This is a genomic window from Mycobacterium sp. NGS33, from assembly GCF_059812885.1.
Genome location: NZ_JCALDN010000002.1, coordinates 1 through 25,297, shown reverse-complemented (window position 1 = coordinate 25,297; position 25,297 = coordinate 1). Strand labels below are relative to the sequence as shown.

Below are 25,297 nucleotides of genomic sequence, written 5' to 3'. Positions count from 1 at the left end.
TCCCTTTTCCCGGCATCGTACTTGGCCGGTGACAAGGCCCTGCGGTGAGTTCGGCGCGCTCAGCGCCACAACCGCGGCTGCACGCCCAGCACTTTGGCGCGGATCCACCAGGTGGCCTCGATCGCGGCCGCGCCCAGCAGCCCGACGCCCAGCGCCGTGGAGGTCACCGCCACATTGGACGGGTCGAGCAGGAACGCCTTGCGCGCCAGCGGGAGGCTGAAAATCACCACATAGGCCAGGCCCGAAGCGATTACCAGCGCCACCCGCCACCACTGGTACGGCCGGGCCACCACCGCCAGCACCCACAGCGCCGTCATCAGCAGCGTGATCAGCGCCGCGGTCGACGCCTGATCCTGTTGGGCGAAGGTGGCGTGCCGGCCGCGGTAGGCCAGCAGGTAGGAGGCGAACGTCGCGGTGCCGACGATCAGCCCGCACGGCAGCGCCGAGGTCAGCACGCGGCGCACGAAACCCGCGTGGGCCCGTTCGTTGTTGGGCGCCAGCGACAGGATGAACGACGGTATGCCGATGGTGAACCAGGCGGCGATGGTGACGTGGATGGGCTGGAAGGGATACAGCAGCGGGTCGGCCTTGAGGGGCTTGGCGAGCAGGCATTCGATGCCCACCAGCAAGGCCAGCAGCACCGAGTACACCGTCTTGGTCAAGAACAGGTTGGCGACCCGCTCGATGTTGCCGATCACCCGGCGACCCTCGGCGACGACGTACGGCAGCGTGGCGAACCTGTTGTCCAGCAAGACGATCTGCGCGACCGCGCGAGACGCCGGGCTGCCGGCGCCCATCGCGACGCCGATGTCGGCGTCCTTGAGGGCCAGCACGTCGTTGACGCCGTCCCCGGTCATCGCCACGGCGTGGCCGTGGGATTGCAGGGCATGCACAATGGCGCGCTTCTGGTCCGGCCGGACCCGGCCGAAGGTGGTGTGGGTGTCCAGCGCGTCGGCCAATTGCGCCGGCTCGGAGGGCAATCGGCGCGCGTCCATCGTCTCGCCGTGCAGCCCGAGCTTGCCGGCGACGGCCTCGACCGAGACGGCGTTGTCGCCGGACAATACCTTCACCGAAACGCCTTGACCGGCAAAGTAATCCAGCGTCTCGCGGGCGTCCGGACGCACCTTCTGTTCGAGGACCACCAGCGCGACCGGGGTGACGCGGCCCGGCGCGTTCGGGTGGTCGACGGCCACGTCGGCGGCGGCGACCAGCAGGACCCGCAACCCCTGGGCCCCGATCCGCTCGGCCTGGTCGGCGGCCGCCGATCCCGGCTCCAGCAGCACGTCCGGCGCCCCCATCACCCAGTTGCCGTGGTCGGCGAAGGACACACCGCTCCACTTGGTGGCCGACTTGAAAGGTGCCGTCGCCGTGGCGGTCCAGCCCGGCGGCTCGCCGCAGGTCTCGGCGATCGCCCGCATGCTGGCGTTGGGTCGCGGATCCTGGGCGGCCAACGACGCCAGCACGTCGGCGATGGATTCGCGCTCGCCCGGTGCGCCGAGTTCGTCGACGCGCGCGACCCGCATGCCGCTTTCGGTCAGGGTGCCGGTCTTGTCCGCGCAGACCACGTCGACCCGGGCGAGTCCCTCGATGGCGGGCAGTTCCTGCACCAGGCAGCGGCGCTGACCGAGCCTGACGACGCCGACCGCGAAGGCGACCGACGTCAGCAGCACCAGCCCTTCGGGGACCATCGGGACCAGCGCGCCGACGGTGCGCAGCACGGCCTGCCGCCAGCCCGGGTGGGTCGTGGTGAACAGCTGGGTGTAGATGGTGAGCAGACCGGCGGGTACCAAGAGGTAGGTGATGAACTGCAGGATGCGGTTGATGCCGTTGCGCAGTTCGGATTTCACCAGGGTGAACTTGCTGGCCTCCTCGGCGAGCCTGGTCGCGTAGGCGTCCGGTCCGACCTTGGTGGCCCGGTAGGCGCCGCTGCCCGCGACGACGAAGCTGCCCGATAGCACCTCGTCGCCGACGGCCTTGGCGATGGGGTCGGCCTCACCGGTCAGCAGCGACTCGTCGACTTCCAGGTTCGCCTCTTCGACGATTTCGCCGTCGACGACCACCTGATCCCCGGGGCCCAGCTCGATGATGTCGTCCAGCACCACCTCATCGGGCGGCACCGCCCGGGTGCCGGATTGCCTGCGCACCAACGGTTTCGCCTGCCCCACGATCGCCAGCTTGTCCAGGGTCTGCTTGGCCCGGATCTCCTGGACCATGCCGACGACGCTGTTGGCGATGATCAACAGCCCGAACATGCCGTTGATCAGCGAGCCCGTCGCCAGCACGATCAGCAGCAGCACCCCCAGGATCGCGTTGATCCGGGTGAAGACGTTGGCCCGCACGATGTCGGTGATGCTGCGCGTGGCCCGTTCCCGCACCGCATTGCTCTTGCCGTCGGCCACCCGCTGCGCCACTTCGGCGTCGGTGAGCCCAGTCGTCGCGGCGAGAGTCATCGGGTGAACGTCCCCAGCTTGTTCGAGTCGTAGTACTCCAAGTTCAGCGAGGCGCCCGTGAATACGGCCTTGGAAACCGTTCCGGGTGGGGCGTTTTCGTCGGTCAGCGGGAAGGTGAAGGTGTCGCCGTCCCAGTGGGTCAGCGTGCTGGTCCGATGTTTCGGGCCCATCGCCAGTTGCAGCGCGCCGTCGCGTTCGGTGACGAGGGCCGGCCCCCAATAGTCGCTGGCGTAGACGCCGGCGTAGTCGCGCAGCGGTCTGGCCGGGGCGGGGTTGGCCGGGGGCTGTTTGCCGACCAGTGAGCCCAGCGGGTTGTTCAGCCAGCCGATCGCCTTGTCGTACAAGGGTCCCCAGTTCTCGCGGATGTGGCCGTACTCGACCAGGTCGATGAATTCGGCGGTCAATGTTTCCGGGATGCCGTAGGGCGCGGCGTTGGTCAGCGCAATGATGCCCACATCCTCGGCGGGCAGCACGACGAAGTTGGTCGCCGCGCCCAGATCGAATGCGCCCGAATGGCTGTACTGGGTGCGTCCCGAGGAATCCACCGAGGAGTTGAAGCCGTATCCGTAGAATCCGGTGCGCGCCTGCGGAGCCTTGGCGGGCGCGGACACGATCTGCGGGCTGGTGGCGGGCAGCAGCGCTTCCGGCGAGGTGATCCGCCGGCCGTCGTGGGTTCCGTTGCCCAGCAACATCATCAGCCAGCGGGCCATGTCGTTCACCGACGAGCCGACGCCGCCCGCGGGCGACTGGGGATCGGGGTCACGCTGGAAGCGGGCCTGCCACTTGCCGTCGATCTTGATGTGGTTGACCGCATGATTGGGCCGGGCGAGGAAGTCGGCGAACCGCGAACTGGTCGACGTCATTCCCAGCGGGCCGTAGAGCACGTCGTCGCACAGGTCCTCCCATGGCCTGCCCGCCGCGGCCGCGACCGCCTCCGCCCCCGCGGTGATCCCATAGTTGGTGTAGGCGTAGCTGATTCGGAACGGGTCCAGCGGAAGGTACTTGAGTCTCTCGAGCGTCTGCCGACGGTCATATCCCAGGTCTTCGAGCTTGTCGCCGGCGTGGTCGGGTAGCCCGGAGCGATGCGAATACAGGTCGCCGACGGTCACATGGCCGGTGACATAGGGATCGCTCAGCGTGAACCACGGCAGCTTGGACGCGACACGCGTGTCCCACGCGACGACGTTGTCGCTGACTTCGTGCGCGATCACGGTCGCGCCGACGGATTTGGACACCGACGCCAACTGGAAGACGGTGTCGGCGTTCACCGTGTTGTCTTGGCCGCGCCCCTTGCCGACGTCCTTGACGCCGAAACCTTTGGCGTACATCACCTTCCCGCCGTGCACGATGGCCACGGCCATTCCCGGGATGCCGCTGCTTTTCATCAGGTCACCGACCAGCCCGTCGACCTTGGCGACGGCCTCGTCGATGCGGCCGGCGGGGATGGTCACGCCGGAGACCTGGTTGGGCGGGAGGTCAGACGGCGTGGACGCCGACCCGGCGGTGGGCTGGGCGGAGCCGCAACCCGTCAACCCGAGCAGCGCCGCGGCGATGGCGGCCGTGGCCGCGCGTGTGGTCATCCGCGAACCCTAACGCGGTGACGATGCGCGCCGCGTGAACCTACAGCCGCCACCAGGGATCGGATTCCTCCGGCACCCCGGGATCGATGCGTTGACCGGGCAGCGGCACCGCCACGTTCACCCCCTCGGGCCCGGCGGCGGCCAGCAGCCGCTCGACCGGTTCCGCCCATGGGTGCGGGGCCAATCGGAAAGTGCCCCAATGGATCGGCACCAGCAACCCGCCGTCGGTGACGTCCAGGTGTGCGCGCACCGCCTCTTCGGGGTTCATGTGCACGTCGGGCCACGCCGTGTTGTAGGCCCCGATGGGCAGCAGGGTCACGTCAAACGGTCCGTGATCGGCGCCGATCTGCGCGAAGCTCTTGGTGTAGCCGGTGTCGCCGCCGAAGTACGCCCGATGGGTGGGGCCGACGAACGCCCACGAGGCCCACAGCGTCGTGTTGCGGTCCAGAAAGCGCCCCGAGAAGTGCCGCGCCGGTACGCAAACCAACGTGAGCTCGTCGACCTTGGCGCTCTGGTGCCAGTCGAGCTCGACGATGCGGTGCTCGGGTATCCCCCACCTGCGCAGGTGGGCCCCGATGCCGAGCGGCACGAAAAACGGGGCCCGCTGGGTGCGGGCCAGCGCCAGGACCGTGTCGATGTCGAGGTGGTCGTAATGGTCGTGACTGATCACCACCGCGTCGACGGCGGGCAGCGCCTCGAGTTGAATCGGCGGCGGATGCAGCCGCTGCGGGCCGACGACGTCGGACGGCGAACACCGGTCGCTCCACACCGGATCGGTGAGCACCCGGTAGCCGTCGATCTCCAGCAGCGCCGTGGAATGGCCGAACCAGCTGACGGCCAGCCGGCTCGGGTCGGCGTCGAGGATTCCCGGCGACGCCAGCGGGATCGGCCCCTTCGGCCGGCTCCCGCTCCGGTTCCCGACCAGCTCCCAGGCGACCAGCCGCAGTTGTTCGCGGTCCATCCTGGCTTCCGACGGGGGTTCGAGGTTGACGAAGGCGCCGTCGCGGTAGTTCGGCGACCCGGCCGTGACAGCCGCGATCGAGGCGGGGTGGGCGCCGAGGGCGTCGGGCGCCCCGTGCAGCGCCCGCACCAGCCAACTTCCGGCCGCCAGCGACGCCGTACCGGCGACCAGCCGTAGCGTCCCCCGCATGTTCGTCAGGCCCCCTGGAACTTCGGCGGCCGCTTCTCGATCCGGGCCACCTGGGCTTCGATGACGTCTTGGCTGCTCCAGGCCTTGTCGAAGAGTTCCTTGTGCACCGGCCCGGCCTCTTCGATGGCGCCGTCGTCGTTGAGCACCCGCTTGGCGTGCTGGATCGCCAGCGGCGCCAGCCCGGCGATCTCGGCCGCCCAGGCCTGCGCGTCGGCGAGTGTGCCGATCCGGTTGGCCATCCCGGTCTGCAGCGCGACGTCGGCGGGCAGCTTCTCCGCGGTCAGCAGCATCGCCCGGGCACGGCCGTGGCCGACGAGGGAGGACAACCGCCGGATGCTCCAGTTGTCCAGGGCCAGGCCATATTTCGAGGTCGGGAACTGGAAGAACGCGTCGGGCGCCACCACCCGCAGGTCGCACTGCATGGCCAGTTGCAGGCCGGCGCCGATCGCCGGGCCGTTGATGGCCCCGATGACCGGGATCAGCGTCGCGTCGAGCACCCTGTGCAGCTCCACGAGCCGGTCGGGGTAGTCGGCGGCGAAGGCGTCCCCGGACAGGTCCGCGCCGGCGCAGAACACCGTGCCCTGACCGGTCAGCACGATCGCGCGGGTGGTGCCGTCGCCCGCCTTGAGCACGGCCTCGCGCAGCTCCTCGACCAGCTCGGAGTTCAAGGCGTTGCGGCGCTCGGGGCGCTGCAGCTCGATGGTCATCACGGCCTCGGCCTGGGTAACACCGATCATGGCAGCCACCCTATATAGCCTCGTCTGGTGAGTCGTATCACGGCTGGTCAACTGCGCGATGCGGTGCTGGACGAAAATTCCTTCCTGCGCTGGGACACCGAGCCGCTGGCGGTGCCGGTCAGCGCGTCCTACGCCCAGGAGCTGGCCGAAGCCCGCGCCGCGACGGGCCTGGACGAATCGGTGCTGACCGGCGAGGGGCGCGTCTTCGGGCGCCGGGTCGCGGTGGTGGTGTGCGAATTCGGCTTCCTGGGCGGTTCGATCGGGGTGGCCGCGGCCGAGCGGATCACCGCCGCGGTGCAGCGGGCCACGGCCGAGGGGCTGCCGCTGCTGGCCTCGCCGAGCTCTGGTGGCACCCGCATGCAGGAGGGCACGGTCGCGTTTCTGCAGATGGTGAAGATCGCCGCGGCCGTACGGCTGCACAAGCAGGCGCACCTGCCCTACCTGGTGTACCTGCGCAATCCGACGACCGGCGGGGTGTTCGCCTCGTGGGGTTCGCTGGGCCATGTCACGGTAGCCGAGCCGGGCGCGTTGATCGGCTTCCTGGGCCCGCGGGTGTACCAGCTGCTGTACGGCGAACCGTTTCCCGAGGGCGTCCAGACCGCGGAGAACCTGCAGCGCCACGGCGTGATCGACGGCGTGGTACCGCTCGATGAGCTGCGCCGCACGCTGCACCGCGCCATGACGGTCATCGCCGACGCTCCCGACCCGCTGCCCGCCCCGGCGCCGCCCGAACCGACACCCGACGTGCCCGCCTGGGATTCGGTGGTGGCGTCGCGCCGGCCGGACCGGCCCGGGGTCGGGGTGTTGCTGCGGCACGGCGCCACCGACCGGGTGCTGCTGTCGGGGACCGGCCAGGGAGAGGCGGCCACCACGCTGCTGGCCCTGGCCCGCTTCGCCGGCCAGCCGGTGGTGGTGCTGGGACAGCAGCGGCTGACGGGCGGCCTGGTGGGGCCCGCCTCGCTGCGCGAGGCCCGGCGCGGCATGGCGCTGGCCGCCGAGCTGCGGCTGCCGCTGGTGCTGGTGATCGACACGGCGGGCCCGGCCCTGTCGGCCGAGGCCGAACAGGGCGGCCTGGCCGGCCAGATCGCGCAATGCCTGGCCGAGCTGGTGACGCTGGACACCCCGACGGTGTCGGTGCTGCTGGGCCAGGGCAGCGGCGGCCCGGCGCTGGCGATGGTGCCCGCCGACCGGGTACTGGCGGCCCTGCACGGCTGGCTGGCGCCGCTACCGCCGGAGGGGGCCAGCGCGATCGTCTTCCGCGACACCGACCACGCGCCCGAACTCGCTGCGGCACAGGGCATTCGGTCGGTCGATTTGCTGCGATCCGGAATCGTCGACGTCGTCGTCCCGGAGCACCCCGACGCCGCCGACGAGCCGGTCGAGTTCGCGCAGCGGGTGGCGCGGGCCATCGCCGCCGAGGTGCGGGCGCTGCGCGAGCTTCCCGCTGACGAGCGGCTGGCCGCCCGGTTGCGGCGCTACCGCAACATCGGTTTGCCCTAGCTTCGGCGCGACACGAAGCACGCACGGGGTGCCGGCGAACGGGTGACGGGTGATTCAGCGGTGCGGCCTCCCACAGCCATAGTCGACAATCAGGCAAAATGGGCCGCATGGACACTGGAGCTAGCTCACCGCGGGTCTTGGTCGTCGACGACGATTCAGATGTGCTCGCGTCGCTCGAACGCGGTCTGCGGCTGTCCGGATTCGAGGTGTCGACGGCGGTCGACGGCGCCGAGGCGTTGCGCAGCGCCACCGAGACGCGCCCGGACGCGATCGTGCTCGATATCAACATGCCGGTGCTCGACGGCGTCAGCGTCGTCACGGCGCTGCGCGCCATGGACAACGACGTCCCGGTCTGCGTGCTGTCGGCCCGTAGTTCGGTCGACGATCGGGTGGCGGGCCTGGAGGCCGGCGCCGACGACTACCTGGTCAAACCCTTCGTGCTGGCCGAACTCGTCGCGCGGGTCAAGGCGCTGCTGCGCCGCCGCGGCGCCACCGCCACGTCGTCGTCGGAAACCATCACGGTGGGGCCGCTCGAGGTCGACATCCCGGGCCGACGCGCCCGGGTCAACGGCGTCGACGTCGACCTGACCAAGCGGGAATTCGACCTGCTGGCGGTGCTGGCCGAGCACAAGACCGCGGTGCTGTCCCGCGCGCAGCTGCTCGAGCTGGTCTGGGGGTATGACTTCGCCGCCGACACCAACGTCGTCGATGTGTTCATCGGATACCTGCGCCGCAAGCTGGAGGCGAACGGCGGCCCCCGGCTGCTGCACACCGTGCGCGGAGTGGGATTCGTACTGCGCATGCAGTAGCCAGGTCGGCCGGCCATGAAGTTCCTGTCGCGGATCCTGACCCGGACGCCCTCGCTGCGGGCGCGGGTTGCGGTCGCGACGGCCATCGGCACCGCGATCGTGGTGGTGATCGCGGGCGCGGTGGTGTGGTTCGGCATCACCAGCGCCTGGAAGGAACGCCTGGATCGCCGTCTGGACGAGGCGGCCGGCTTCGCCATCCCCTTCCTGCCCCGTGGCCTCGACGACATCCCGCGCACCCCCAACGATCAGGACACCGTGATCACCGTGCGGCGCGACGGCCAGGTCAAGTCCAACTCGGACGTCACGCTGCCCCCGTTGGACGTGGGCTATGCCGACACCTACATCAACGGGGTGCGCTATCGCGTGCGCACCCTGGAGGTCCGCACGCCGCAACCGGCGACGGTGGCGGTGGGCGCGACCTACGACGACACGATCGCCCAGACCAACAACCTGCATCGCCGGGTGATCCTGATCTGCGCGCTCTCGATCGGTGCGGCGGCGGTATTCGCTTGGCTCCTGGCCGCTTTCGCGGTGCGGCCGTTCAAACGCCTGGCCCAGCAAGCCCGTTCGATCGACGCCGACGAACGCCCCCAGGTCGCGGTGCGCGGCGCCAGCGAGGCCGTCGAGATCGCCGAAGCCATGCGCGGGATGCTGCAGCGCATCTGGACCGAACAGGACCGGACCAAGGACGCGCTGGCCTCGGCGCGTGACTTCGCCGCCGTGTCCTCGCACGAACTGCGCACCCCGCTGACCGCGATGCGCACCAACCTCGAAGTGCTGTCCACCCTGGACATGCCCGACGACCAGCGCAAGGAGGTGCTGGGCGACGTCATCCGCACGCAGTCGCGGATCGAGGCCACGCTGACCGCACTCGAGCGGCTGGCCCAGGGCGAACTGTCGACGGCCGACGACCACGTGCCCGTCGACATCACCGAACTGCTGGACCGCGCCGCGCACGACGCCGCCCGGATCTACCCGGGTGTCGACGTGTCGCTGGTGCCCTCCCCCACCTGCATCATCGTCGGATTGCCGGCCGGGTTGCGCCTGACCGTCGACAACGCGATCGCCAACGCCGTCAAGCATGGCGGCGCCACCCGGGTCCAGCTGTCGGCGGTCAGCTCGCGCGCGGGGGTGGAGATCGCCATCGACGACAACGGCGGCGGCGTGCCCGAAGATGAGCGACAGGTGGTCTTCCATCGGTTTTCTCGCGGATCGACGGCCTCCCATTCCGGGTCGGGCCTGGGGCTGGCGCTGGTCGCGCAGCAGGCCCAGCTGCACGGCGGGACCGCCGCACTGGAGAACAGCCCGCTGGGCGGCGCGCGCCTGGTGGTGCGGATTCCGGCCCCCAGCTAGCGCTCTACCGGTTTGTCCGAGCCATCGCGGCGCGGCGTGAAACCGGCTTGCTGCGCGGACTTTTCGTCCCGGAACCAGACCTGGGCCGTGGTCGAGTCGTAGGACGGATCGTCGGGCGTCAGGTACAGCTTGCCCGCCATCTGTGCCTTGATCAGAAATCCGGCCGGCCCGCCGCCGCCGGGGCCGGCGTCGGCCGATCCCGGACCGTACGGGGCGCCCGGCGACACCGCGATCTTGGTGGTCGGCGATTCCCTGGCGACCGGGATCTTGGTGGTGCGCCGTTCGGTGATCGGGATCGTCGTGGTCCGCTTTTCGGTGACCGGGATGTGGGTGGTATCGGGCTCTCGCGCCGCCCGCTCATCCCGCGAGTCGTCCACCGGCGCCGGGCTTTTGGCGGGGATCATGATCAGCGTGAGCGTCAGCAGCAACCCCAGCGCGAAGGACAGGCCGAAAAGCCACCAGTTCACCTGGCTCATCGCCGCGCCCCCTTGCGCGCACGGTGCAGGATCGTGGCGATCACCCAGGCGGCGGCCGAGCCCGCCAGGAAAGCGAGCAGATACCACAACCACTCGATGATGAAGTCCATGCCGAATGCTCCTCAGCTCACTACGATTTCGACCCGGCGGTTCTGTGCGCGACCGTCGTCCGTGCCGTTGGGGGCGATCGGGTTGGCCGAGCCGAAACCAGTGGTGGTCAAACGATCGCCGGGCACGCCGTGGGCTTCCAGAAACCCCGCGACGGCTTGGGCGCGCTCTTCGCTCAACGGGACGTTCAGGCTGGTGTTGCCTGTGGCGTCGGCATAGCCGTTGATCGCCACGTGAGCGGTCGGGCATGCCTGGAGTTTGTCGGCGACACGGGTCAGGACCTGCTCGTCGGACGCGGTCAAACTACCGAGGTTCGACTCGAAGGTCAGCGCGCCGTCGGTCAGGGTGTTGATGGCCGACTGCAGATTGGTGCACGAGGGGGCGGCACCGGGCGGCCCAGACGCGGGCGGTGAGTTAATGGCAAGGTTGTCAACGACATTCAGGTGAGACCAGATGCGCTTGGCGTCGGCGTCGATGGTGTCCTTCTGCTCGGGCGACGCCGCGGTGCCGGCCAGCGTGACGGTGTCCGCGCCGACCGTGAGCGTGAAATCGGCGATCGACGCGCTGTCGGCGAAGACGGGCCTGGCCTTGGCGAAATCGAGGGCATCGACGGCGGGGTTGATGCGGATCTGGTCGACGATGCCGACGCCGGCCGGCAGCGCGCCGGTGAGCACCTTCAGCAGCGCGGCTTTGGCGGACTCGTCCGGGAACTCTCCGGTGAGGGTGACGCTGTTGCCGGCCCGCGCCATGGAGAACGCGGCCAACGAAATCGTCGGCGCGCCAGCGCTGGTCGAGGGCGCCGGCGCCCCGCGACCGGACGGGGATCGCGTCGGAAGCGCGTAGCCGATCGTGGCTAGCAGAAGCGGGATGACCACCAGGGCGATCAGCCAGGGCAGGCCGAGCCGTTTGACGCTCACGACGGCCCTCCCTCGTGTCCCTCGCCCTCGCCGGCCGAGGCGCCAGGCGATATGCAGCCTACCGATTCAGCCCCTTTCGGGTCGGGCACACTGGAGCGATGGCCAACGGCAGTAAACCGACCGACAACGACACCCTCGCAGTCATCCGCGACCTGGTCGCCGAGGAGAAGGCGCTGCGGGCCCAGCTGCAGCACGGGGACATCGACACGTCCGAAGAACATGACCGCCTCCGGCGGGTGGAGGTCGAACTCGACCAGTGCTGGGACCTGCTGCGGCAGCGCCGGGCGCTGCGCGAGAGCGGCGGGGACCCCCGCGAGGCGGAGGTGCGGCCACCCGACGAGGTCGAGGGCTACCTGAGCTGAGCGACCAGCCGACCGACGTCGACGCCGTAGTCGTCGGCGGCGGCCACAACGGTCTCGTCGCGGCCGCGTATCTGGCCCGCGCGGGTCTGCGGGTGCGTCTGCTGGAACGGCTGGAGCACATCGGTGGTGCCGCCGTCTCGGCCCGAGCTTTCGACGGGGTCGACGTTCGGGTATCGCGTTATTCCTACCTGGTCAGCCTGCTGCCGCCGCGCATCGTCGGGGATCTGGGCGCCGCCGTGCGGCTGGCGCGGCGGCCCTTTTCGTCCTATACGCCCGACCCGGCGACCGGCGGCCGCACCGGATTGCTGATCGGGTCGCCCGCCGACACCTTCGCCGCCATCGGGGCCGCCGCGGACGCGCAGGGCTTCGCCGACTTCTACCGACGCTGCGGGCTGGTGACCGAACGCCTGTGGCCGACCCTGCTCGAGCCGCTGCCCACCCGCGCGGGCGCCCGCCGGCGCGTGGTGGCGGGCGGCGATCGCCGCGCCGCGGCCGCCTGGCAGGCCGTGATCGAGGAGCCGATCGGGCACACCATCGCCGGCGCCGTGGGCAACGACGTCGTTCGCGGCGTGATCGCAACCGACGCCCTGATCGGCACGTTCGCCCGCCTCGATGACCCGTCGCTGCCGCAGAATGTCTGCTTCCTGTATCACGTGCTCGGCGGGGGCACCGGGGACTGGGACGTCCCGATCGGCGGCATGGGCGCGGTGACGGCGGCCCTGGCCGCGGCGGCGGTCCGGCACGGCGCCGACATATCCACCGGCGCAGAGGTTTACGCCATCGACCCGGCCGGTGAGGTGCGCTATCGCGCCGGCGGGGAAGACCACCGCCTCACGGCCCGGTTCGTCCTGGCCGGTGTCACACCCACCGTCCTGGCCGAGCTACTCGGTGAGGAACCCACCCCCGCGCCGGGCGGCGCGCAGGTCAAGGTCAACATGGTGCTCGCGCGGCTGCCCCGGCTGCGCGACCACGCGGTCACACCCGAGCAGGCATTCGCCGGGACGTTCCACGTCAACGAGACCTGGACGCAGCTCGATGCCGCGTATGCGCAGGCCGCCGCGGGCCAACCGCCGAATCCCCTGCCGTGCGAGGCCTATTGCCACTCGCTGACCGACCCCAGCATCCTGTCGGCGGACCTGCGCGACGCGGGGGCGCAGACGATGACGGTGTTCGGCCTGCACACCCCGCATTCGCTGTTCGACGGCGCCGACCCCGACGCGCTGCGCGATCGACTGACCGACGACGTGTTGTCGTCACTGAATTCCGTTCTGGCCGAACCGATTCAGGATGTGCTGCTGACCGATGCGCAGGGCCGGGCGTGCCTGGAGACGACGACGACGCTGGACCTTGAGCGGACGCTGCACATGAGCGGCGGCAACATCTTCCACGGCGGCCTGTCCTGGCCGTTCGCCGAGGAGGACGACCCGCTGGACACGCCGGCACGGCGATGGGGCGTTTCGACTGCCAACGAACGAATCATGCTGTGCGGCTCCGGAACTCGCCGCGGCGGAGCGGTATCGGGTATCGGCGGCCACAACGCCGCGATGGCGGTGCTGGCGGCGCTCGATCCCCGTCGTGATCGCGACTGATCAGTGCAACATCGCGGCCCGGCAGAGCAACACGAAGGCCGCCAATGCGAGTAGCACCATGTTGACCGCGACAGCGCGGCGTTCGTGCAGCCGTGTGTGCGCCCACGCCGCGCCGACCATGACCGCGCACAGGCCCGCGGCCGCCAGCGGCGTCAAGACCACCGCAATACCCGTCAGTCCGGGCGCGATAAGTCCTGCCGCGGCGAGTATTTCCGATGCGGCGGTGAGGCGGACGACGGGCATCGGAAACATGGCGATGCCGGTCTGGCCCGTCGCCAGTAGTCGTTCGCGGCTGAATGTGAGCTTGGCTGTTCCGGACAGGGCGAATATCGCGGCCAGGATGATCTGTGCTGACCATAGCGCGGCGTTCATTGTCTTCCTTTCTTGTTGAGCGGACGACCATAAGACGAACGACTGCTGCCGCGCGTGACAACAGTGGTCTGGTTCATGGGGCCGTCGCCTCACGGGCGCAGGGAACCCCGCGCCGTCAACGGAAAGGAGCACTAGCCATGCGCACGCCCGTCACCGCGTGCGCCTCGGCTCGCGGTGTGCGGTGCTACCCGGCGTATGCCGGCTGGCTGAAGGAGGCGAACTGAACCGTGCGCCGATGCCGGCGCTCGGCACAGCTACCGCGCGTCGATGGTGACGTAGTCGCGCTCGGTGTAACCGGTGTAGATCTGGCGCGGCCGGCCGATCTTGCTGTCGCCCTCGTCGTGCATCTCGCGCCAGTGCGCAATCCACCCGGGCAGCCGCCCCAGCGCGAACAGGACGGTGAACATCCGGGTCGGGAAGCCCAGCGCCCGGTAGATCAGGCCGGTGTAGAAGTCGACGTTGGGGTAGAGCTTGCGCTCGATGAAGTAGTCGTCGGTGAGCGCGGCCTCTTCGAGCTGCTTGGCGATGTCCAGCAGGTCGTCGTCGCCGCCGAGCTTGGCCAGGATCTTGTCGGCCTGCTCCTTGACGATGCGGGCGCGCGGGTCGTAGTTCTTGTAGACGCGGTGACCGAAGCCCATCAGCTTCACGCCTTCTTCGCGATTCTTGACCTTGCGCACGAATTCGCTGACGTCGTCGTCGCTTTGGCGGATCTTCTCGAGCATCTCGAGCACCGCCTGGTTGGCGCCGCCGTGCAGCGGTCCCCACAGCGCGTTGATCCCACCGGAGATCGAGGTGAACAGGTTGGCCTGCGAGGACCCCACCAACCGGACCGTCGACGTCGAACAGTTCTGTTCGTGGTCGGCGTGCAGGATGAGCAGCATGTCCAGCGCCCGAACGATTTCGGGGTCCGCCTCGTAGGGTTCCGCGGGCAGCCCGAACGTCATGCGCAGGAAGTTCTCCACCAGTGACAGTGAGTTGTCCGGGTAGAGGAACGGCTGGCCGACGGACTTCTTGTAGGCGTAGGCCGCGATGGTCGGCAGCTTGGCCAGCAACCGGATCGTCGAGAGCTCGACGTCTTCGGTGTCCATCGGGTCGAGCGAGTCGGGGTAGTAAGCCGACAGGGCGTTGACGGCACTGGACAACACCGGCATCGGGTGGGCGTTGCGCGGGAAGCCGTCGAAGAATCGCTTGAGGTCCTCGTGCAGCATGGTGTGCAGCTGGATCCGCTTGGTGAAGTCGGCCAATTGCTCCTTGCTCGGCAGTTCGCCGTAGATCAGGAGGTAGCTCACCTCGATGAAGGTCGACTTCTCGGCGAGCTGCTCGATCGGGATGCCGCGGTAGCGCAGGATGCCCGCTTCGCCGTCGATGTAGGTGATGGAGCTCTTGCACGAAGCGGTGTTGACGAAGCCGTTGTCGAACGTGGTGTAGCCGGTCTTGGACAACAGCGAGCCCAGCGCGATGCCGTCAGCGCCGTCGGTGGCCTTGACGATCTCCAGGTCGGTCTCACCGCCCGGGTACTTCAAAGTGGCGGTGTCGTCGGTGTCTGCCACGAGAACCCCTTTGCGCTCTGGCTGATATGGCTGCTGACTAGGTGCTTACTGCAAAAGGTAGTCGTTATGACGATGGGGCGCCTGCCCGGGGTCGAGTCCGCTGGTCACGCCAGCGATCGACCCCGCCACGCCGCGGCGCAACGTGCATCATCAGCGGGTTAGGGCTGCAGGCGTTCCACCCGGCCCCCGGTCATGCGGATGCGGTTGTGCAATCGGTTTTCCCGGCCCTGCCAGAACTCCACCACCTCGGGGGCGATCAGGTAGCCACCCCAGCCGGGCGGGACCGGGACCCGCTCGCGATCGGCGAAGCGGGCGGTCACCTCCTCCAGTTGCTCGAGCAGCGCCGCCCGCGAGGCGATCGGTCGGGATTGCTGCGACGCCCACGCCCCCAGTTGTGACCCGCGCGGCCGCTTGGACCAGTACTCCTCGGTGAGCTCCGCGGCGACCTTGCGCACCGGGCCGCGGACGTGGACCTGACGGCCGAGCTGGTACCAGGGAAACGTCGCCGAGGCGTACGGCGTCGCGGCCAGATCGTCGCCCTTGGCAGAGTCATAGTTGGTGAAAAAAGTGATCCCGGTCTCGTCGACACCCTTGCACAGCACCGACCGGCTGGCCGGCCTGCCGTCGACGGTCACGGTGGCCAGCACCAACGCGTTGGGTTCGGCCACACCCGCCCGCTCGGCGTCGTCGATCCATTTGCGCAACAACGAAACCCAGCCGTCGCGCAGCCAATCCACGTCGAGATCCGGGCTGCCGTCTTTTTCCGCTGATCCGTATTCCACACGCATTAGTTGCAGGTGCTCTTTTCCTGGCGCGGGGTCTGGTCCTGCCATCGCGTCCACGCTACCGGCGCTTGCTACCGGCCGGTAGCGTCGGCCCGATCAGGGGGTGCGAGAATTTTCGGCATGACTGTGGTCCCCGAAGACTTTGTCCCCGGCTTGGAAGGCGTGGTCGCCTTCACCACCGAAATCGCCGAGCCGGATAAAGACGGCGGTGCGCTGCGCTATCGCGGCGTCGACATCGAAGACCTGGTGACGCAGCAGGTCACGTTCGGCGACGTGTGGGCGCTGCTGGTCGACGGCAAGTTCGGCCGCGGCCTGCCGCCCGCCGAGCCCTTCCCGCTGCCCATTCACACCGGCGACGTGCGCGTCGACGTGCAGGCGGGCCTGGCGATGCTGGCCCCGATCTGGGGCTACAAGCCACTGCTGGACACCGACGACGACACCGCCCGCGACCAGCTGGCCCGGGCCTCGGTGATGGCACTGTCCTACGTCGCGCAGTCCGCGCGCGGCATCTACCAGCCCGCCGTCCCCCAACGGATCATCGACGAATGCGACACGGTCACCGCCCGGTTCATGACGCGATGGCAGGGCGAGCCGGACCCGCGGCACGTCGAAGCGATTGACGCCTACTGGGTCTCGGCCGCCGAGCACGGCATGAACGCCTCGACGTTCACCGCCCGGGTGATCGCCTCGACCGGCGCCGACGTGGCGGCGGCGCTGTCCGGGGCGATCGGGGCGATGAGCGGCCCGCTGCACGGCGGGGCGCCGGCGCGGGTGCTGCCGATGATCGAGGAGGTCGAGCGCACCGGCGACGCGCGTGGCCTGGTGAAGAAGATCCTGGACAGCGGCGACAAGCTGATGGGCTTCGGGCACCGGGTCTACCGCGCGGAGGACCCCCGGGCGCGGGTGCTGCGCGCTACCGCCGAGCGGCTGGGCGCGCCGCGCCACGAGGTCGCCGTCGCGCTGGAGCAGGCGGCCCTGGCCGAGCTGCGCGAACGCCGCCCGGACCGGGCCATCGAGACCAACGTCGAGTTCTGGGCCGCGGTGATGCTGGACTTCGCCCGGGTACCGGCCAGCATGATGCCGGCGATGTTCACCTGCGGGCGGACCGCCGGCTGGTGCGCGCACATCCTCGAGCAGAAGCGGCTCGGCAAGCTGGTCCGGCCGTCGGCCATCTACGTCGGCCCGGGCCCGCGCAGCCCGGAGTCCGTCGAGGGCTGGGACCGCAGTCTCACCAACGCCTGACGTCCCCGGGTTGTCGGTACCCGGCGATCTAATGGTTGCCGTCGCGATGAGTTTTCGTCGCCGACGCAGTCATACATCGTGAACCTGCCCGTCATGGGCGGGACAGGAAACCGACAGCAAGGAGAATCAGCATGGCGATCAACGTCGAACCCGCACTGTCCCCGCACCTGGTGGTCGACGACGCCGCCGCGGCAATCGACTTCTACGTCAAGGCTTTTGGCGCCCAGGAGATCGGGCGCGTGCCGCGTCCCGACGGCAAACTGGTGCACGCCGCGGTGCGCATCAACGGCTTCACGGTGATGCTCAACGATGACTTCCCCGAAGTGTGCGGCGGCAAGTCGATGACGCCGACGTCGCTGGGCGGCACCCCGGTGACGATCCACCTGACGGTCACCGACGTCGACGCCAGCTTCCAGCGGGCGCTGGACGCCGGTGCCACCGTGGTGACCCCGCTCGACGACCAGTTCTGGGGCGACCGCTATGGCATGGTCGCCGACCCGTTCGGCCACCACTGGTCGCTGGGACAGCCGGTCCGCGAGGTCAGCATGGAAGAGATCTCGGCGGCGATGTCCGGGCAGGGGGCCGGTTAGTGGCGATCGCGAGCGCAAGCGCGGCGTAGCCGGGCGACGGGGGCACCTCCCGCTTGCGGGAACGGGTCGCCTCCGTCGGGACTAACCGAGCAGCCGGTCCAGCAGCCGGCGTCGCGGTGGCGGCGCCGGCTCCGCGACCGCCGCGGTCGCGAGCATCGCGGAGACGTCGGTGAACTTGTTGCGGGGCCGGCCTTCCTCGCTGCCGCGCGCGATTTCGGCGGCGTCGATGGCGCGCCATCCCGCCGCGTCGATCGCGTCGGGCTGGCGGGCGTGCACCAGCTCGGCCAGCGCGTCGGGCTTGGCGATCGGATCGGTCAGCTTGCCGGCGTTGAAATCGGCGACCAGGGACTGGACGGTCTCGAACGAGCACGACTTGTTGGTGCCGATGAATCCGCTGGGCCCCCGCTTGATCCAGCCGGCGACGTAGGCGCCGGGCACCGGGTCACCCGAAACCGGGTCGACGACGCGACCCGCGTCGTTGGGCACCACAGCCGCCGCCTCGTCATAGGGCAGGTCGCGAATCGGCTTGCCGCGGTAGCCAATCGACGTCAGCACCAGACCGGTTTCCATCGTTCGGGTCTCGTCGGTGCCGGTGACCGAGAACTCCATACCGGTGACGCGCTGGTCCCCCAGCACCCGGGTCGGGGTGAGCCGATACGCCAGCCTGATCCTCGGGCGCGACGGCGGCGCCGAATCGTCGCCGAGCGTGCTCAAGATTTCCAGCTTGCGCTTGGTCAGGGCATCCGGCGCGGTCGCGAGGTCGGCCTCCACCAGCTCGTGGTCGGCCGCGCTGAGCACCACCTCGGATCCGCCGGTGAGCCCGATGAGCTCGGGCAGCGTGAAGGCCGACTGCGCCGGGCCGCGCCGGGCCGCGATCACCACCTCGCGCACCGCCGAGGCGCGGAACGCCGCCAACGCGTGATCGGCGATGTCGGTGCGGGCCAGCTCGTCGGGATCCGACGTGAGCAACCGGGCGACGTCGAGGGCGACGTTGCCGTTGCCGACGATCACCGCCCGCTCGTGGCTGAGATCGACTGGCAGATCGGCGAAGTCGGGGTGCCCGTTGATCCACGCGACCAGTTCGGTTGCCGTCCCGGTCCCCGGCAGGCCCATGCCCTCGATGTCCAGCCTGCGATCATCGGGCGCGCCGACCGCATACAGCACGGCGTGGTGGTGCGCCAGTAGGTCCGCGTGGCTCAGCCGCGTGCCGACCTCGACGTTGAGGTAGAACCGGAACCGGCGGTCACCGGCGACCCTGTCGAACAGCCGGGTGACCCTCTTGGTGTTCTGGTGATCGGGCGCCACCCCGGCCCGCACCAAACCGTATGGGGTGGGCAGCTTTTCGAAGACGTTGACGCACACGCCCTGCTGGGTCAGCAGTTCGTCGGCGGCGTACATCGCCGCGGGGCCCGATCCGACGATGGCCACCGTCAGGGGCCTGCGGCGGGGGCGCACCTCGGCGGCCGGTATCACCGGCGCCAGCTTCGACGTCGGCGGCAGCTTCTCGTCCTTTGGCCGGTCCGGGTAGAAGGACGCGTTGATCTCGATGAACGGCAGCTGCTTGGAGTCCAACCGGGTGTCGGGCGCGATCGCACCGACGGGGCACGCGCTCACACAGGCACCGCAGTCCACGCACGCCACCGGATCGATGTAAAGCATCTCCGAGGTGGCGAAGCCGGGCTCGTCCGGTGTCGGGTGAATGCAATTCACCGGGCATGCGAAAACACAGGACCCGTCGTTACAGCACGACTGGGTAATAACGTGCGGCATAAACGAACTCGCAGTGACTACGCAGCCGGGACCGCGGTCAGGTGCTGGCGCTGCGGCTCGCTGCGATAGCGCGACGGCTTGCCGTTGATCTTGCACAACCGCCACATCAACCGCGCCGAGCGCGTCTCCATCAGGCCGGTGTCGTAGGCCAGCATCCGCACGTCACCGAACATGTCGCTGAGCCACTTACGCGATTCCGGCGAGCGGAAGAACAGTTCCTTCTTGACGTCCCGCGGGATGTCGAACTCGCGCCAGAACGCCTTGGGCGGCACCACAATTGCGCGGCAGAGCACCTTCATGGTGAGCGGCAGGTACAGCGCGGTCCAGAATCGCTGCCTCTTGGTCAATTCGGGCACCCGCTTGCGCAGGAACTCGTGGGCGAACGAGATGTGGCGGGCCTCCTCGGCCACGTGGATCGCCATCACCCGCTCCATGATGGGGTGCAGCGACTTGCCTTCGCGCAGAACGTTTTTCTGCGTGTGGTCGATCGGCTCCTCACCGGCAAGCACACCGATGAAGAACGCCACCGGCAGCGGGCCGGCCACCAGCGGCACCAGCGGCGAGAGCCACTTCAGGACCCGTGGCATGCCCGGCACGTCGGCGCCGATGCGGTTGACCATCTCCTGGAACATCATGGTGTGGTTGCACTCTTCGACCGATTCGTGCAGGCAGTACCGGTACTCCGGCGACCCGTTGGGCACCCAGAACGTGTAGTTCATCAGGCCGCGGATCAAGATGGATTCGAAGTGCAGACCCACCTTGGCCACGTTCGCCTGGCGCCACATCCCGATCTTGATCTTGCGCTCGTCGGACTGCGCCAGGTACCAGGGATGGCGACCCAGCGGGTCGGTGTCCGGCAAGATCCATCGCGGATCGTTCTCCGTGACCGCGAATTCCGGTGAATCCCAATCGATATCGGTGTAAGGATTGAAGTTGCGCCGCACCGACCCCTCGGACAGTGTGGCAAGCATGTTGACGTATTCGGCGTCGTCGCGCACTTCCATGTTGTTTTGCCAACGCCGGACTAATCGCGTCCTAGCCATATCCAGGCCTCCCCAACGAGGTTTACATTTGGACGTGCTGTGTCCAGACAGTACCGCAGGTACCGGATAATTCCTAGACCCCGTCCGGGCACTGTGACCTGACCGGTGGTCATGAGATTTTTATGCCCCAGATCACAGGCGATCAAACGCCCGGGCCCGGCCGACCAGGGCTTTTGCCCTGGCGGCGGGGGTTAGCCGGCGGCCTCCGCACCGACCGGTCAGCTCGGCTCACTACCCTGATGAGCATGGCTGACCAGCTCGAGATCCCCGCTGACATCAAACCCCGTGACGGCCGCTTCGGGTGTGGCCCGTCGAAGGTCCGGCCCGAACAACTGCAGGCGCTGACCACGACCGCCGCCCCGTTGTTCGGCACCTCGCACCGGCAGGCGCCGGTCAAGAACCTGGTGGGCCGGCTGCGCTCCGGGCTCGCGGATCTGTTTTCGCTGCCCGACGGTTATGAGGTCATCTTGGGCAACGGCGGGGCGACGGCGTTCTGGGATGCCGCGGCCTTCGGCTTGATCGACAAGCGCTCGCTGCACCTGTCCTTCGGTGAATTCAGCTCCAAGTTCGCCTCGGCGGTCGCCAAGAACCCCTTCGTCGGCGATCCCGTCGTCATCAAGGCGGACGCGGGCAGCGCCCCCGAGCCGCAGAGCGACCCGTCGGTGGACGTGATCGCCTGGGCGCACAACGAAACGTCGACCGGCGTCGCGGTGCCCATTCGACGGCCCGCCGATTCGGGCGACGCGCTGATCGTCATCGACGCGACCTCGGGCGCCGGGGGGCTGCCGGTCGATATCGCCGAGACCGACGCCTATTACTTCTCGCCGCAGAAGAATTTCGCCAGCGACGGCGGCCTGTGGCTGGCCGTCATGAGCCCCGCGGCGCTGGCCCGCGTCGAGTCCGTGGCCGCCTCCGGCCGCTGGGTCCCCGATTTCCTGTCGCTGCCCATCGCGGTGGAGAACAGCGTGAAGGACCAGACCTACAACACCCCGGCGGTCGGCACCCTGGCGCTGATGGCCGAGCAGGTCGACTGGTTGCTGAGTAACGGCGGGCTGGACTGGGCCGTCAAGCGCACCGCGGACTCCTCGGGCCGGCTCTACTCCTGGGCCGAGGAGCGGCCCTACACCACCCCCTTCGTCAGCGACCCGACGCTGCGCTCGCAGGTGGTGGGCACCATCGATTTCGCCGACGAGGTCGATGCCGCGGCCGTGGCGAAGGTCCTCCGGGCCAACGGCGTCGTCGACACCGAGCCGTACCGCAAACTCGGCCGCAACCAGCTGCGGGTGGGCATGTTCCCGGCGGTGGACCCCGACGACGTCAGCGCCCTCACCCAGTGCATCGACTGGGTCGTCGAGCGGCTTTAGTCCGGCGACGATGCTGCCGCGGCACGCGCAGCTGCGGGGGCACCCCAGCCGCGCCGCGGCGAGGGGGCGAGCCGGACAATTGAGCACCGTCGAACCGGCAATCAGCGCGCCACCGCACAGCGTGTCAGCACAGGTGATGGGCGGTTGCTGGACTAAAGTGCGCACGTGACGGGTCCGTCGCTGACCTGCACGGAGCCTGCGAGGAGATAACCATGCGGGAACTCAAAGTGGTTGGCCTGGATGCCGACAGCAAACATGTCATCTGCGAGGGTGACGATCCCGCGGAGCAGTTCAAGCTGGCGGCCGACGACCGCCTGCGAGCCCTGCTGCGCGACGCGGCCCTGTCCTCTGAGCAACCGCAGCTCGAGATTGAAGTCACCAACATGCTGAGTCCCAAAGAAATTCAGGCCAAGATCCGGGCGGGTGCCTCCGTCGAACAGGTCGCCGCGGCGTCAGGCTCGGAGGTGTCGCGGATCCGCCGCTTTGCTCACCCGGTTTTGCTGGAGCGGTTCCGGGCCGCCGAGCTGGCAACCGCCGCCCACCCGATGCTGCCCGACGGTCCCGCGGTGCTGACCCTGCTGGAGACGGTCAGCGCCGCACTGGTGACCCGCGGGCTGAGCCACGACAAACTCAGCTGGGACGCGTGGCGCAACGAAGACAACCGCTGGACGGTGCAGCTGGCCTGGAAGGTCGGCCGTTCCGACAACCTCGCCCACTTCTGTTTCTCGCCCGGTGCGCACGGCGGAACGGTGACCGCCATCGACGACGCGGCCAGCGCGCTGATCGACCCTAACTTCGAACGCCCGTTGCGGCCGGTGGCCCGGGTCGCCCACGTCGACTTCGAAGAGCCCGCCAAGCCGCCGGTGGCCGACGAGGCGCCCGCCGCGGAACCGGACGAGAAGCCAGTGCACACCCGCCGGGGCAAGCCCGTCATCCCGGCGTGGGAGGACGTGCTGCTCGGCGTGCGCTCGGGCGGGCAGCGCTAAGCGGCCGCCAGGGCCAGCAGCGCGACCCACGCCCCCGCCACGCCCACCGCGGCGCCGAGCACGAACCAGCGCAGGACGGGCGTCCGCCGCCACCCCCACAGGGTCGGCGCCAGTCCCCCGGCCGCCACGACGTTGAGCCCCACGGCCAGCAGCGCGTGCACGCGAAGCAGCCCCAGACTGAGCACCACGATCGCCGCGGCGATGACCGCCGCGACGAACGCGCTGACCGTCAAACCCGTTGCCCAGGGCACGGACTCGTCTCTCATCAGCCGGAGCCTAGTCTGACTGTCCATCGCCGCCTCTCGTCGCCGAGCGGGCCCGCTCGTAGAAGGCCAACGCCGCGGCCGTCGCGACGTTGAGCGAATCGGTGCCGCGCGACATCGGGATGCGCACCCGCACATCACTCAACCGCAAGGTGGCCGGCGTCAGGCCCGGCCCCTCAGCGCCGACCAACACCGCGACGCGTTCGTCACGCGCGGCCGTCATCGCCTCCGGCAAGGCGCACGCGCCACCCTGCGGAGTCATGGCCAGAAGCCGAAACCCGTTCTCCCGCAACGTCGTAAGCTCGGCCGGCCAACAGTTCGCGCGCGCATAGGGCACCAGCAGCGCGTGACCCATGGACACCCGGACCGCACGACGGTACAGCGGGTCGGCACAGCCGCTGCCGAACACCACCGCGTCGACGCCCAGCCCGGCCGCGTTGCGGAAGATCGAGCCCAGGTTCTCGTGATCGTTGACCCCTTCGAGCACCGCGACGGTGCGGGCGCTCGAGATCACCTCGGCGACGCCGGGTTCGGGCACCCGCCGGGCGGCCGCGAGCACGCCGCGGTTGAGGTGAAAGCCGACCACCCGGGCCATGACGTCGGCGGACGTTCGGTAGCACGGCACGACCGTGCCGGCCAGGTCGTCTTCGAGCTCGGCGAACCGCCGGTCGGTGCCCAGCAGGGCGTGCGGGTGAAACCGTGACGCGAGCATGCGCTGCACCACCAGCACGCCCTCGGCGATTACCAGCCCCTTGCCCGACGGCAGATCGGGACGACGATCGACGCTGTTCAGGTCGCGGAAATCGTCGAGCCTCGGATCGTCGGGATCGTCAACGTCGATGAACATTCGCCGGCTGCGGTCCCGTGACTCACGGGCCTTCGTCGACGAGGGCCAACATCAGATCGGCCGCGTTGCGCAGGGTGTCTCGTTGTTCGCTGTCCAGCGTCGCCAGCCGCTTGGCCAGCCACTCCTGGCGGGCGCGGCGGTTGGCTTTGACCAACTCGGCGCCTGACTCCGAAACCGAGACGAGCACCTGCCGGCCGTCGACCGGGTGCGGCGCGCGGTCCACCAGCCCCATCTCGGCCAGCGAGGCAATCACCCGGGTCATCGAGGGCGGGCGGACCCGTTCGCGGATTGCCAGGGCACCGGGGGTCATCGGGCCTTCGTTGGTCAGCATGGCCAGCGCCGACAGCTGGGACAGCGACACCGGCGACGACGGGTTGCGAAACCGCAGTTGGCGGGCCAGCCGCATCACTGCCAGTGACAGGTCGCTGGCCAGCCGCGCATCGCTGTCAGGCATGGCGCGAGGTTACACGGAAGCCCGAGAAACCGGGACACGAACCGGTGAACGACGGCTGCTGAGCGTCTTCGCTAAGCTGCGGGGCTTTTCATCGAAACGCTTATCCGCCCGCGTATCCCGCTTTGCTCGTCGGTGCGAAGATCATCCGTCTCGGCGAGTGGGTGCGCCGTCGCCCGCCGTCGACGGCGGGCTATGTTGATCCCGATGGCTGCCGAACCCAACCGCACCGCACCGCCGTTGCCGGCCGCGCTGCTGCACGTGTGGCCGTTCATCGCGCTCGGCGCGTTGGGCTGGCTCACCGCGGTGGCCGTCGCCTTCCTGGTGCCCGCCCTGCAGGGCTGGCGTCCGGTGGCCCTGGCCGGCCTGGGCGTGGGGGTGCTCGGCACGAGCATCTTCCTGCTGCAGCTCGCCGCCGCCCGTCGCGGTGCCCGCGGCGCGCAGGCCGGACTCGAAAACTATCTCGACCACAACTGATTCGCCACCCTGGAGGAGCGATGGTAGCCCCGCTGTTGCAAGCGCACATTGACATCGACGCACCGGTGGCCACCGTGTGGGGATTGATCTCCGATCTGCGCCGAATGCCGCAGTGGAGTCCGCAGTGTCGTTGGATGAAGCCCTTCGGCCCGGTGCGTCAGGGCACCCGGACGCTCAACCTCAACCGCCGCAAGCGCATGTTCTGGCCGACCACCTGCACGGTGGTCGAGATCGTCCCCGACCGCAAGCTGGCCTTCCGCGTCGACACCAACAACACCATCTGGTGCTACGAGCTCGAGCCCAGCGGCGAGGGCACCCGGCTGACCGAGAGCCGTCACGCCGAAAACGGCGTCACCGCGTTTTCGAACCTGTCGGTGAACGCGCTGTTCGGCGGGACCACCAATTTCGAGCGCGAATTGGTCGAGGGCATGAACGCCTCGCTGGCGCGCATCAAGGCCGCCGCCGAAACCGGCTAGTCCGGCGTCTCGGTCTGCGGCTGCTGCTCGGGCTCGGGCGCCTCGGTCAC

General features: G+C 69.2%; 25 protein-coding genes and 1 pseudogene. 11 read left to right on the top strand and 15 right to left on the bottom strand.

Features of this window, described 5'->3' with window-relative positions:
* Positions 1-59 precede the first annotated feature (59 nt).
* Genes AC5Y5B_RS04205 through AC5Y5B_RS04190 form a run of 4 tightly spaced genes read right to left on the bottom strand, consistent with a single transcriptional unit; the run spans position 60 to position 5,917 of the window.
* Complete coding sequence (locus tag AC5Y5B_RS04205) at positions 60-2,450, bottom strand: cation-translocating P-type ATPase (RefSeq protein ID WP_500003913.1); 2,391 nt, start codon at positions 2,448-2,450, stop codon at positions 60-62.
* The gene (locus AC5Y5B_RS04200; protein ID WP_500003910.1) at positions 2,447-4,030 is read right to left on the bottom strand and encodes a serine hydrolase; all 1,584 of its coding nucleotides are present in this window, start codon (positions 4,028-4,030) and stop codon (positions 2,447-2,449) included. The genes AC5Y5B_RS04205 and AC5Y5B_RS04200 overlap by 4 nt, the downstream gene beginning before the upstream one ends.
* Before the next feature lie 40 nt (positions 4,031-4,070).
* On the bottom strand, positions 4,071-5,180 hold the full coding sequence (locus tag AC5Y5B_RS04195) for an MBL fold metallo-hydrolase (protein WP_500003907.1): 1,110 nt from the start codon (positions 5,178-5,180) through the stop codon (positions 4,071-4,073).
* Between the two features lie 5 nt (positions 5,181-5,185).
* Positions 5,186-5,917: an enoyl-CoA hydratase gene (locus AC5Y5B_RS04190; RefSeq protein WP_112632792.1), complete on the bottom strand. Its 732-nt coding sequence runs from the start codon at positions 5,915-5,917 to the stop codon at positions 5,186-5,188.
* A 27-nt stretch (positions 5,918-5,944) separates the two neighbouring features.
* Between AC5Y5B_RS04190 and AC5Y5B_RS04185 the strand changes: the two genes are divergently transcribed.
* From AC5Y5B_RS04185 to AC5Y5B_RS04175, 3 genes are all read left to right on the top strand, one after another.
* On the top strand, positions 5,945-7,417 hold the full coding sequence (locus AC5Y5B_RS04185) for a carboxyl transferase domain-containing protein (RefSeq protein ID WP_112632791.1): 1,473 nt from the start codon (positions 5,945-5,947) through the stop codon (positions 7,415-7,417).
* Positions 7,418-7,515: 98 nt separating this feature from the next.
* Positions 7,516-8,226, top strand: a complete 711-nt coding sequence (gene prrA / locus AC5Y5B_RS04180; protein ID WP_112632790.1) for a two-component system response regulator PrrA — start codon at positions 7,516-7,518, stop codon at positions 8,224-8,226.
* Positions 8,227-8,241: 15 nt separating this feature from the next.
* A complete protein-coding gene (locus AC5Y5B_RS04175; protein WP_112632789.1) occupies positions 8,242-9,579 on the top strand; it encodes a sensor histidine kinase in 1,338 nt (445 codons plus the stop codon).
* Here AC5Y5B_RS04175 and arfC read toward each other — a convergent pair.
* From arfC to arfA, 3 genes and pseudogenes are all read right to left on the bottom strand, one after another.
* On the bottom strand, positions 9,576-10,055 hold the full coding sequence (gene arfC / locus AC5Y5B_RS04170) for a channel accessory protein ArfC, sunset domain variant (protein WP_500003902.1): 480 nt from the start codon (positions 10,053-10,055) through the stop codon (positions 9,576-9,578). The genes AC5Y5B_RS04175 and arfC overlap by 4 nt on opposite strands.
* 20 nt (positions 10,056-10,075) lie before the next feature.
* A pseudogene (arfB, locus tag AC5Y5B_RS04165) lies at positions 10,076-10,165 on the bottom strand (channel accessory protein ArfB); the annotation flags it as partial.
* 12 nt (positions 10,166-10,177) lie between these two features.
* Positions 10,178-11,080: a channel-forming protein ArfA/OmpATb gene (gene arfA / locus AC5Y5B_RS04160; RefSeq protein ID WP_500003900.1), complete on the bottom strand. Its 903-nt coding sequence runs from the start codon at positions 11,078-11,080 to the stop codon at positions 10,178-10,180.
* A gap of 98 nt (positions 11,081-11,178) precedes the next feature.
* Between arfA and AC5Y5B_RS04155 the strand changes: the two genes are divergently transcribed.
* Positions 11,179-11,442 (top strand): DUF2630 family protein, encoded by a 264-nt coding sequence (locus AC5Y5B_RS04155; RefSeq protein ID WP_112632786.1) that lies wholly within the window; start codon positions 11,179-11,181, stop codon positions 11,440-11,442.
* Entirely contained in the window at positions 11,439-13,031 is a 1,593-nt protein-coding gene (locus tag AC5Y5B_RS04150) for a phytoene desaturase family protein (RefSeq protein ID WP_289176564.1), read from the top strand. The genes AC5Y5B_RS04155 and AC5Y5B_RS04150 overlap by 4 nt, the downstream gene beginning before the upstream one ends.
* Here the strand turns inward: AC5Y5B_RS04150 and AC5Y5B_RS04145 are convergent, their stop codons facing one another.
* The 3 genes from AC5Y5B_RS04145 to pdxH all read right to left on the bottom strand — a co-directional run bounded on the left by AC5Y5B_RS04145 (position 13,032) and on the right by pdxH (position 15,741).
* Positions 13,032-13,403 (bottom strand): DoxX family protein, encoded by a 372-nt coding sequence (locus AC5Y5B_RS04145; RefSeq protein ID WP_112634956.1) that lies wholly within the window; start codon positions 13,401-13,403, stop codon positions 13,032-13,034.
* 254 nt (positions 13,404-13,657) lie between these two features.
* Positions 13,658-14,953 carry a citrate synthase gene (locus tag AC5Y5B_RS04140; protein WP_112634955.1) on the bottom strand — a complete coding sequence of 432 codons (1,296 nt, stop codon included), beginning with the start codon at positions 14,951-14,953 and terminating at the stop codon, positions 13,658-13,660.
* Between the two features lie 158 nt (positions 14,954-15,111).
* Entirely contained in the window at positions 15,112-15,741 is a 630-nt protein-coding gene (pdxH, locus tag AC5Y5B_RS04135; protein WP_500004727.1) for a pyridoxamine 5'-phosphate oxidase, read from the bottom strand.
* A gap of 117 nt (positions 15,742-15,858) precedes the next feature.
* Here pdxH and AC5Y5B_RS04130 point away from each other — a divergent pair, with 117 nt between their 5' ends.
* Positions 15,859-16,980 carry a citrate synthase 2 gene (locus AC5Y5B_RS04130; RefSeq protein ID WP_112634953.1) on the top strand — a complete coding sequence of 374 codons (1,122 nt, stop codon included), beginning with the start codon at positions 15,859-15,861 and terminating at the stop codon, positions 16,978-16,980.
* Between the two features lie 131 nt (positions 16,981-17,111).
* Positions 17,112-17,570: a VOC family protein gene (locus AC5Y5B_RS04125; protein WP_112634952.1), complete on the top strand. Its 459-nt coding sequence runs from the start codon at positions 17,112-17,114 to the stop codon at positions 17,568-17,570.
* An 81-nt stretch (positions 17,571-17,651) separates the two neighbouring features.
* Here the strand turns inward: AC5Y5B_RS04125 and AC5Y5B_RS04120 are convergent, their stop codons facing one another.
* Both AC5Y5B_RS04120 and AC5Y5B_RS04115 read right to left on the bottom strand, forming a co-directional pair.
* On the bottom strand, positions 17,652-19,340 hold the full coding sequence (locus AC5Y5B_RS04120; RefSeq protein WP_500003897.1) for a 4Fe-4S binding protein: 1,689 nt from the start codon (positions 19,338-19,340) through the stop codon (positions 17,652-17,654).
* Between the two features lie 17 nt (positions 19,341-19,357).
* On the bottom strand, positions 19,358-20,383 hold the full coding sequence (locus tag AC5Y5B_RS04115; RefSeq protein WP_112634950.1) for an AurF N-oxygenase family protein: 1,026 nt from the start codon (positions 20,381-20,383) through the stop codon (positions 19,358-19,360).
* A 245-nt stretch (positions 20,384-20,628) separates the two neighbouring features.
* Here AC5Y5B_RS04115 and serC point away from each other — a divergent pair, with 245 nt between their 5' ends.
* Together serC and sepH are read left to right on the top strand one after the other, a co-directional pair.
* Positions 20,629-21,747 carry a phosphoserine transaminase gene (gene serC / locus AC5Y5B_RS04110; protein WP_112634958.1) on the top strand — a complete coding sequence of 373 codons (1,119 nt, stop codon included), beginning with the start codon at positions 20,629-20,631 and terminating at the stop codon, positions 21,745-21,747.
* A gap of 212 nt (positions 21,748-21,959) precedes the next feature.
* Positions 21,960-22,733 (top strand): septation protein SepH, encoded by a 774-nt coding sequence (sepH, locus tag AC5Y5B_RS04105; protein ID WP_500003894.1) that lies wholly within the window; start codon positions 21,960-21,962, stop codon positions 22,731-22,733.
* Here the strand turns inward: sepH and AC5Y5B_RS04100 are convergent.
* The 3 genes from AC5Y5B_RS04100 to AC5Y5B_RS04090 are packed head-to-tail and all read right to left on the bottom strand — an operon-like array spanning position 22,730 to position 24,297.
* Positions 22,730-22,999, bottom strand: a complete 270-nt coding sequence (locus tag AC5Y5B_RS04100; RefSeq protein WP_112634948.1) for a DUF2537 domain-containing protein — start codon at positions 22,997-22,999, stop codon at positions 22,730-22,732. The two genes, sepH and AC5Y5B_RS04100, sit on opposite strands and share 4 nt — an antisense overlap.
* Before the next feature lie 10 nt (positions 23,000-23,009).
* Positions 23,010-23,843, bottom strand: a complete 834-nt coding sequence (locus AC5Y5B_RS04095; protein ID WP_112634947.1) for a TrmH family RNA methyltransferase — start codon at positions 23,841-23,843, stop codon at positions 23,010-23,012.
* A 22-nt stretch (positions 23,844-23,865) separates the two neighbouring features.
* Positions 23,866-24,297: an Rv0880 family HTH-type transcriptional regulator gene (locus tag AC5Y5B_RS04090; protein WP_064954373.1), complete on the bottom strand. Its 432-nt coding sequence runs from the start codon at positions 24,295-24,297 to the stop codon at positions 23,866-23,868.
* A 204-nt stretch (positions 24,298-24,501) separates the two neighbouring features.
* On the opposite strand from AC5Y5B_RS04090, the gene AC5Y5B_RS04085 reads away from it, so the two are divergent.
* Together AC5Y5B_RS04085 and AC5Y5B_RS04080 are read left to right on the top strand one after the other, a co-directional pair.
* The gene (locus tag AC5Y5B_RS04085; RefSeq protein ID WP_112634957.1) at positions 24,502-24,771 is read left to right on the top strand and encodes a DUF2530 domain-containing protein; all 270 of its coding nucleotides are present in this window, start codon (positions 24,502-24,504) and stop codon (positions 24,769-24,771) included.
* 20 nt (positions 24,772-24,791) lie between these two features.
* On the top strand, positions 24,792-25,247 hold the full coding sequence (locus tag AC5Y5B_RS04080; RefSeq protein WP_112634946.1) for an SRPBCC family protein: 456 nt from the start codon (positions 24,792-24,794) through the stop codon (positions 25,245-25,247).
* Positions 25,248-25,297 lie beyond the last annotated feature (50 nt).

Excerpts from the sequence above, each read along its gene's own strand:
- AC5Y5B_RS04130 (WP_112634953.1), top strand. The coding sequence starts at position 15,859 with ATGACTGTGGTCCCCGAAGACTTTGTCCCCGGCTTGGAAGGCGTGGTC.
- AC5Y5B_RS04100 (WP_112634948.1), bottom strand. The coding sequence starts at position 22,999 with ATGAGAGACGAGTCCGTGCCCTGGGCAACGGGTTTGACGGTCAGCGCG.
- AC5Y5B_RS04090 (WP_064954373.1), bottom strand. The coding sequence starts at position 24,297 with ATGCCTGACAGCGATGCGCGGCTGGCCAGCGACCTGTCACTGGCAGTG.
- AC5Y5B_RS04200 (WP_500003910.1), bottom strand. The coding sequence starts at position 4,030 with ATGACCACACGCGCGGCCACGGCCGCCATCGCCGCGGCGCTGCTCGGG.
- AC5Y5B_RS04080 (WP_112634946.1), top strand. The coding sequence starts at position 24,792 with ATGGTAGCCCCGCTGTTGCAAGCGCACATTGACATCGACGCACCGGTG.
- pdxH (WP_500004727.1), bottom strand. The coding sequence starts at position 15,741 with ATGCGTGTGGAATACGGATCAGCGGAAAAAGACGGCAGCCCGGATCTC.
- AC5Y5B_RS04175 (WP_112632789.1), top strand. The coding sequence starts at position 8,242 with ATGAAGTTCCTGTCGCGGATCCTGACCCGGACGCCCTCGCTGCGGGCG.
- AC5Y5B_RS04095 (WP_112634947.1), bottom strand. The coding sequence starts at position 23,843 with ATGTTCATCGACGTTGACGATCCCGACGATCCGAGGCTCGACGATTTC.
- sepH (WP_500003894.1), top strand. The coding sequence starts at position 21,960 with ATGCGGGAACTCAAAGTGGTTGGCCTGGATGCCGACAGCAAACATGTC.
- AC5Y5B_RS04115 (WP_112634950.1), bottom strand. The coding sequence starts at position 20,383 with ATGGCTAGGACGCGATTAGTCCGGCGTTGGCAAAACAACATGGAAGTG.
- AC5Y5B_RS04205 (WP_500003913.1), bottom strand. The coding sequence starts at position 2,450 with ATGACTCTCGCCGCGACGACTGGGCTCACCGACGCCGAAGTGGCGCAG.
- AC5Y5B_RS04195 (WP_500003907.1), bottom strand. The coding sequence starts at position 5,180 with ATGCGGGGGACGCTACGGCTGGTCGCCGGTACGGCGTCGCTGGCGGCC.
- AC5Y5B_RS04155 (WP_112632786.1), top strand. The coding sequence starts at position 11,179 with ATGGCCAACGGCAGTAAACCGACCGACAACGACACCCTCGCAGTCATC.
- AC5Y5B_RS04120 (WP_500003897.1), bottom strand. The coding sequence starts at position 19,340 with ATGCCGCACGTTATTACCCAGTCGTGCTGTAACGACGGGTCCTGTGTT.
- arfC (WP_500003902.1), bottom strand. The coding sequence starts at position 10,055 with ATGAGCCAGGTGAACTGGTGGCTTTTCGGCCTGTCCTTCGCGCTGGGG.
- serC (WP_112634958.1), top strand. The coding sequence starts at position 20,629 with ATGGCTGACCAGCTCGAGATCCCCGCTGACATCAAACCCCGTGACGGC.
- prrA (WP_112632790.1), top strand. The coding sequence starts at position 7,516 with ATGGGCCGCATGGACACTGGAGCTAGCTCACCGCGGGTCTTGGTCGTC.
- AC5Y5B_RS04145 (WP_112634956.1), bottom strand. The coding sequence starts at position 13,403 with ATGAACGCCGCGCTATGGTCAGCACAGATCATCCTGGCCGCGATATTC.
- AC5Y5B_RS04125 (WP_112634952.1), top strand. The coding sequence starts at position 17,112 with ATGGCGATCAACGTCGAACCCGCACTGTCCCCGCACCTGGTGGTCGAC.
- AC5Y5B_RS04190 (WP_112632792.1), bottom strand. The coding sequence starts at position 5,917 with ATGATCGGTGTTACCCAGGCCGAGGCCGTGATGACCATCGAGCTGCAG.
- AC5Y5B_RS04085 (WP_112634957.1), top strand. The coding sequence starts at position 24,502 with ATGGCTGCCGAACCCAACCGCACCGCACCGCCGTTGCCGGCCGCGCTG.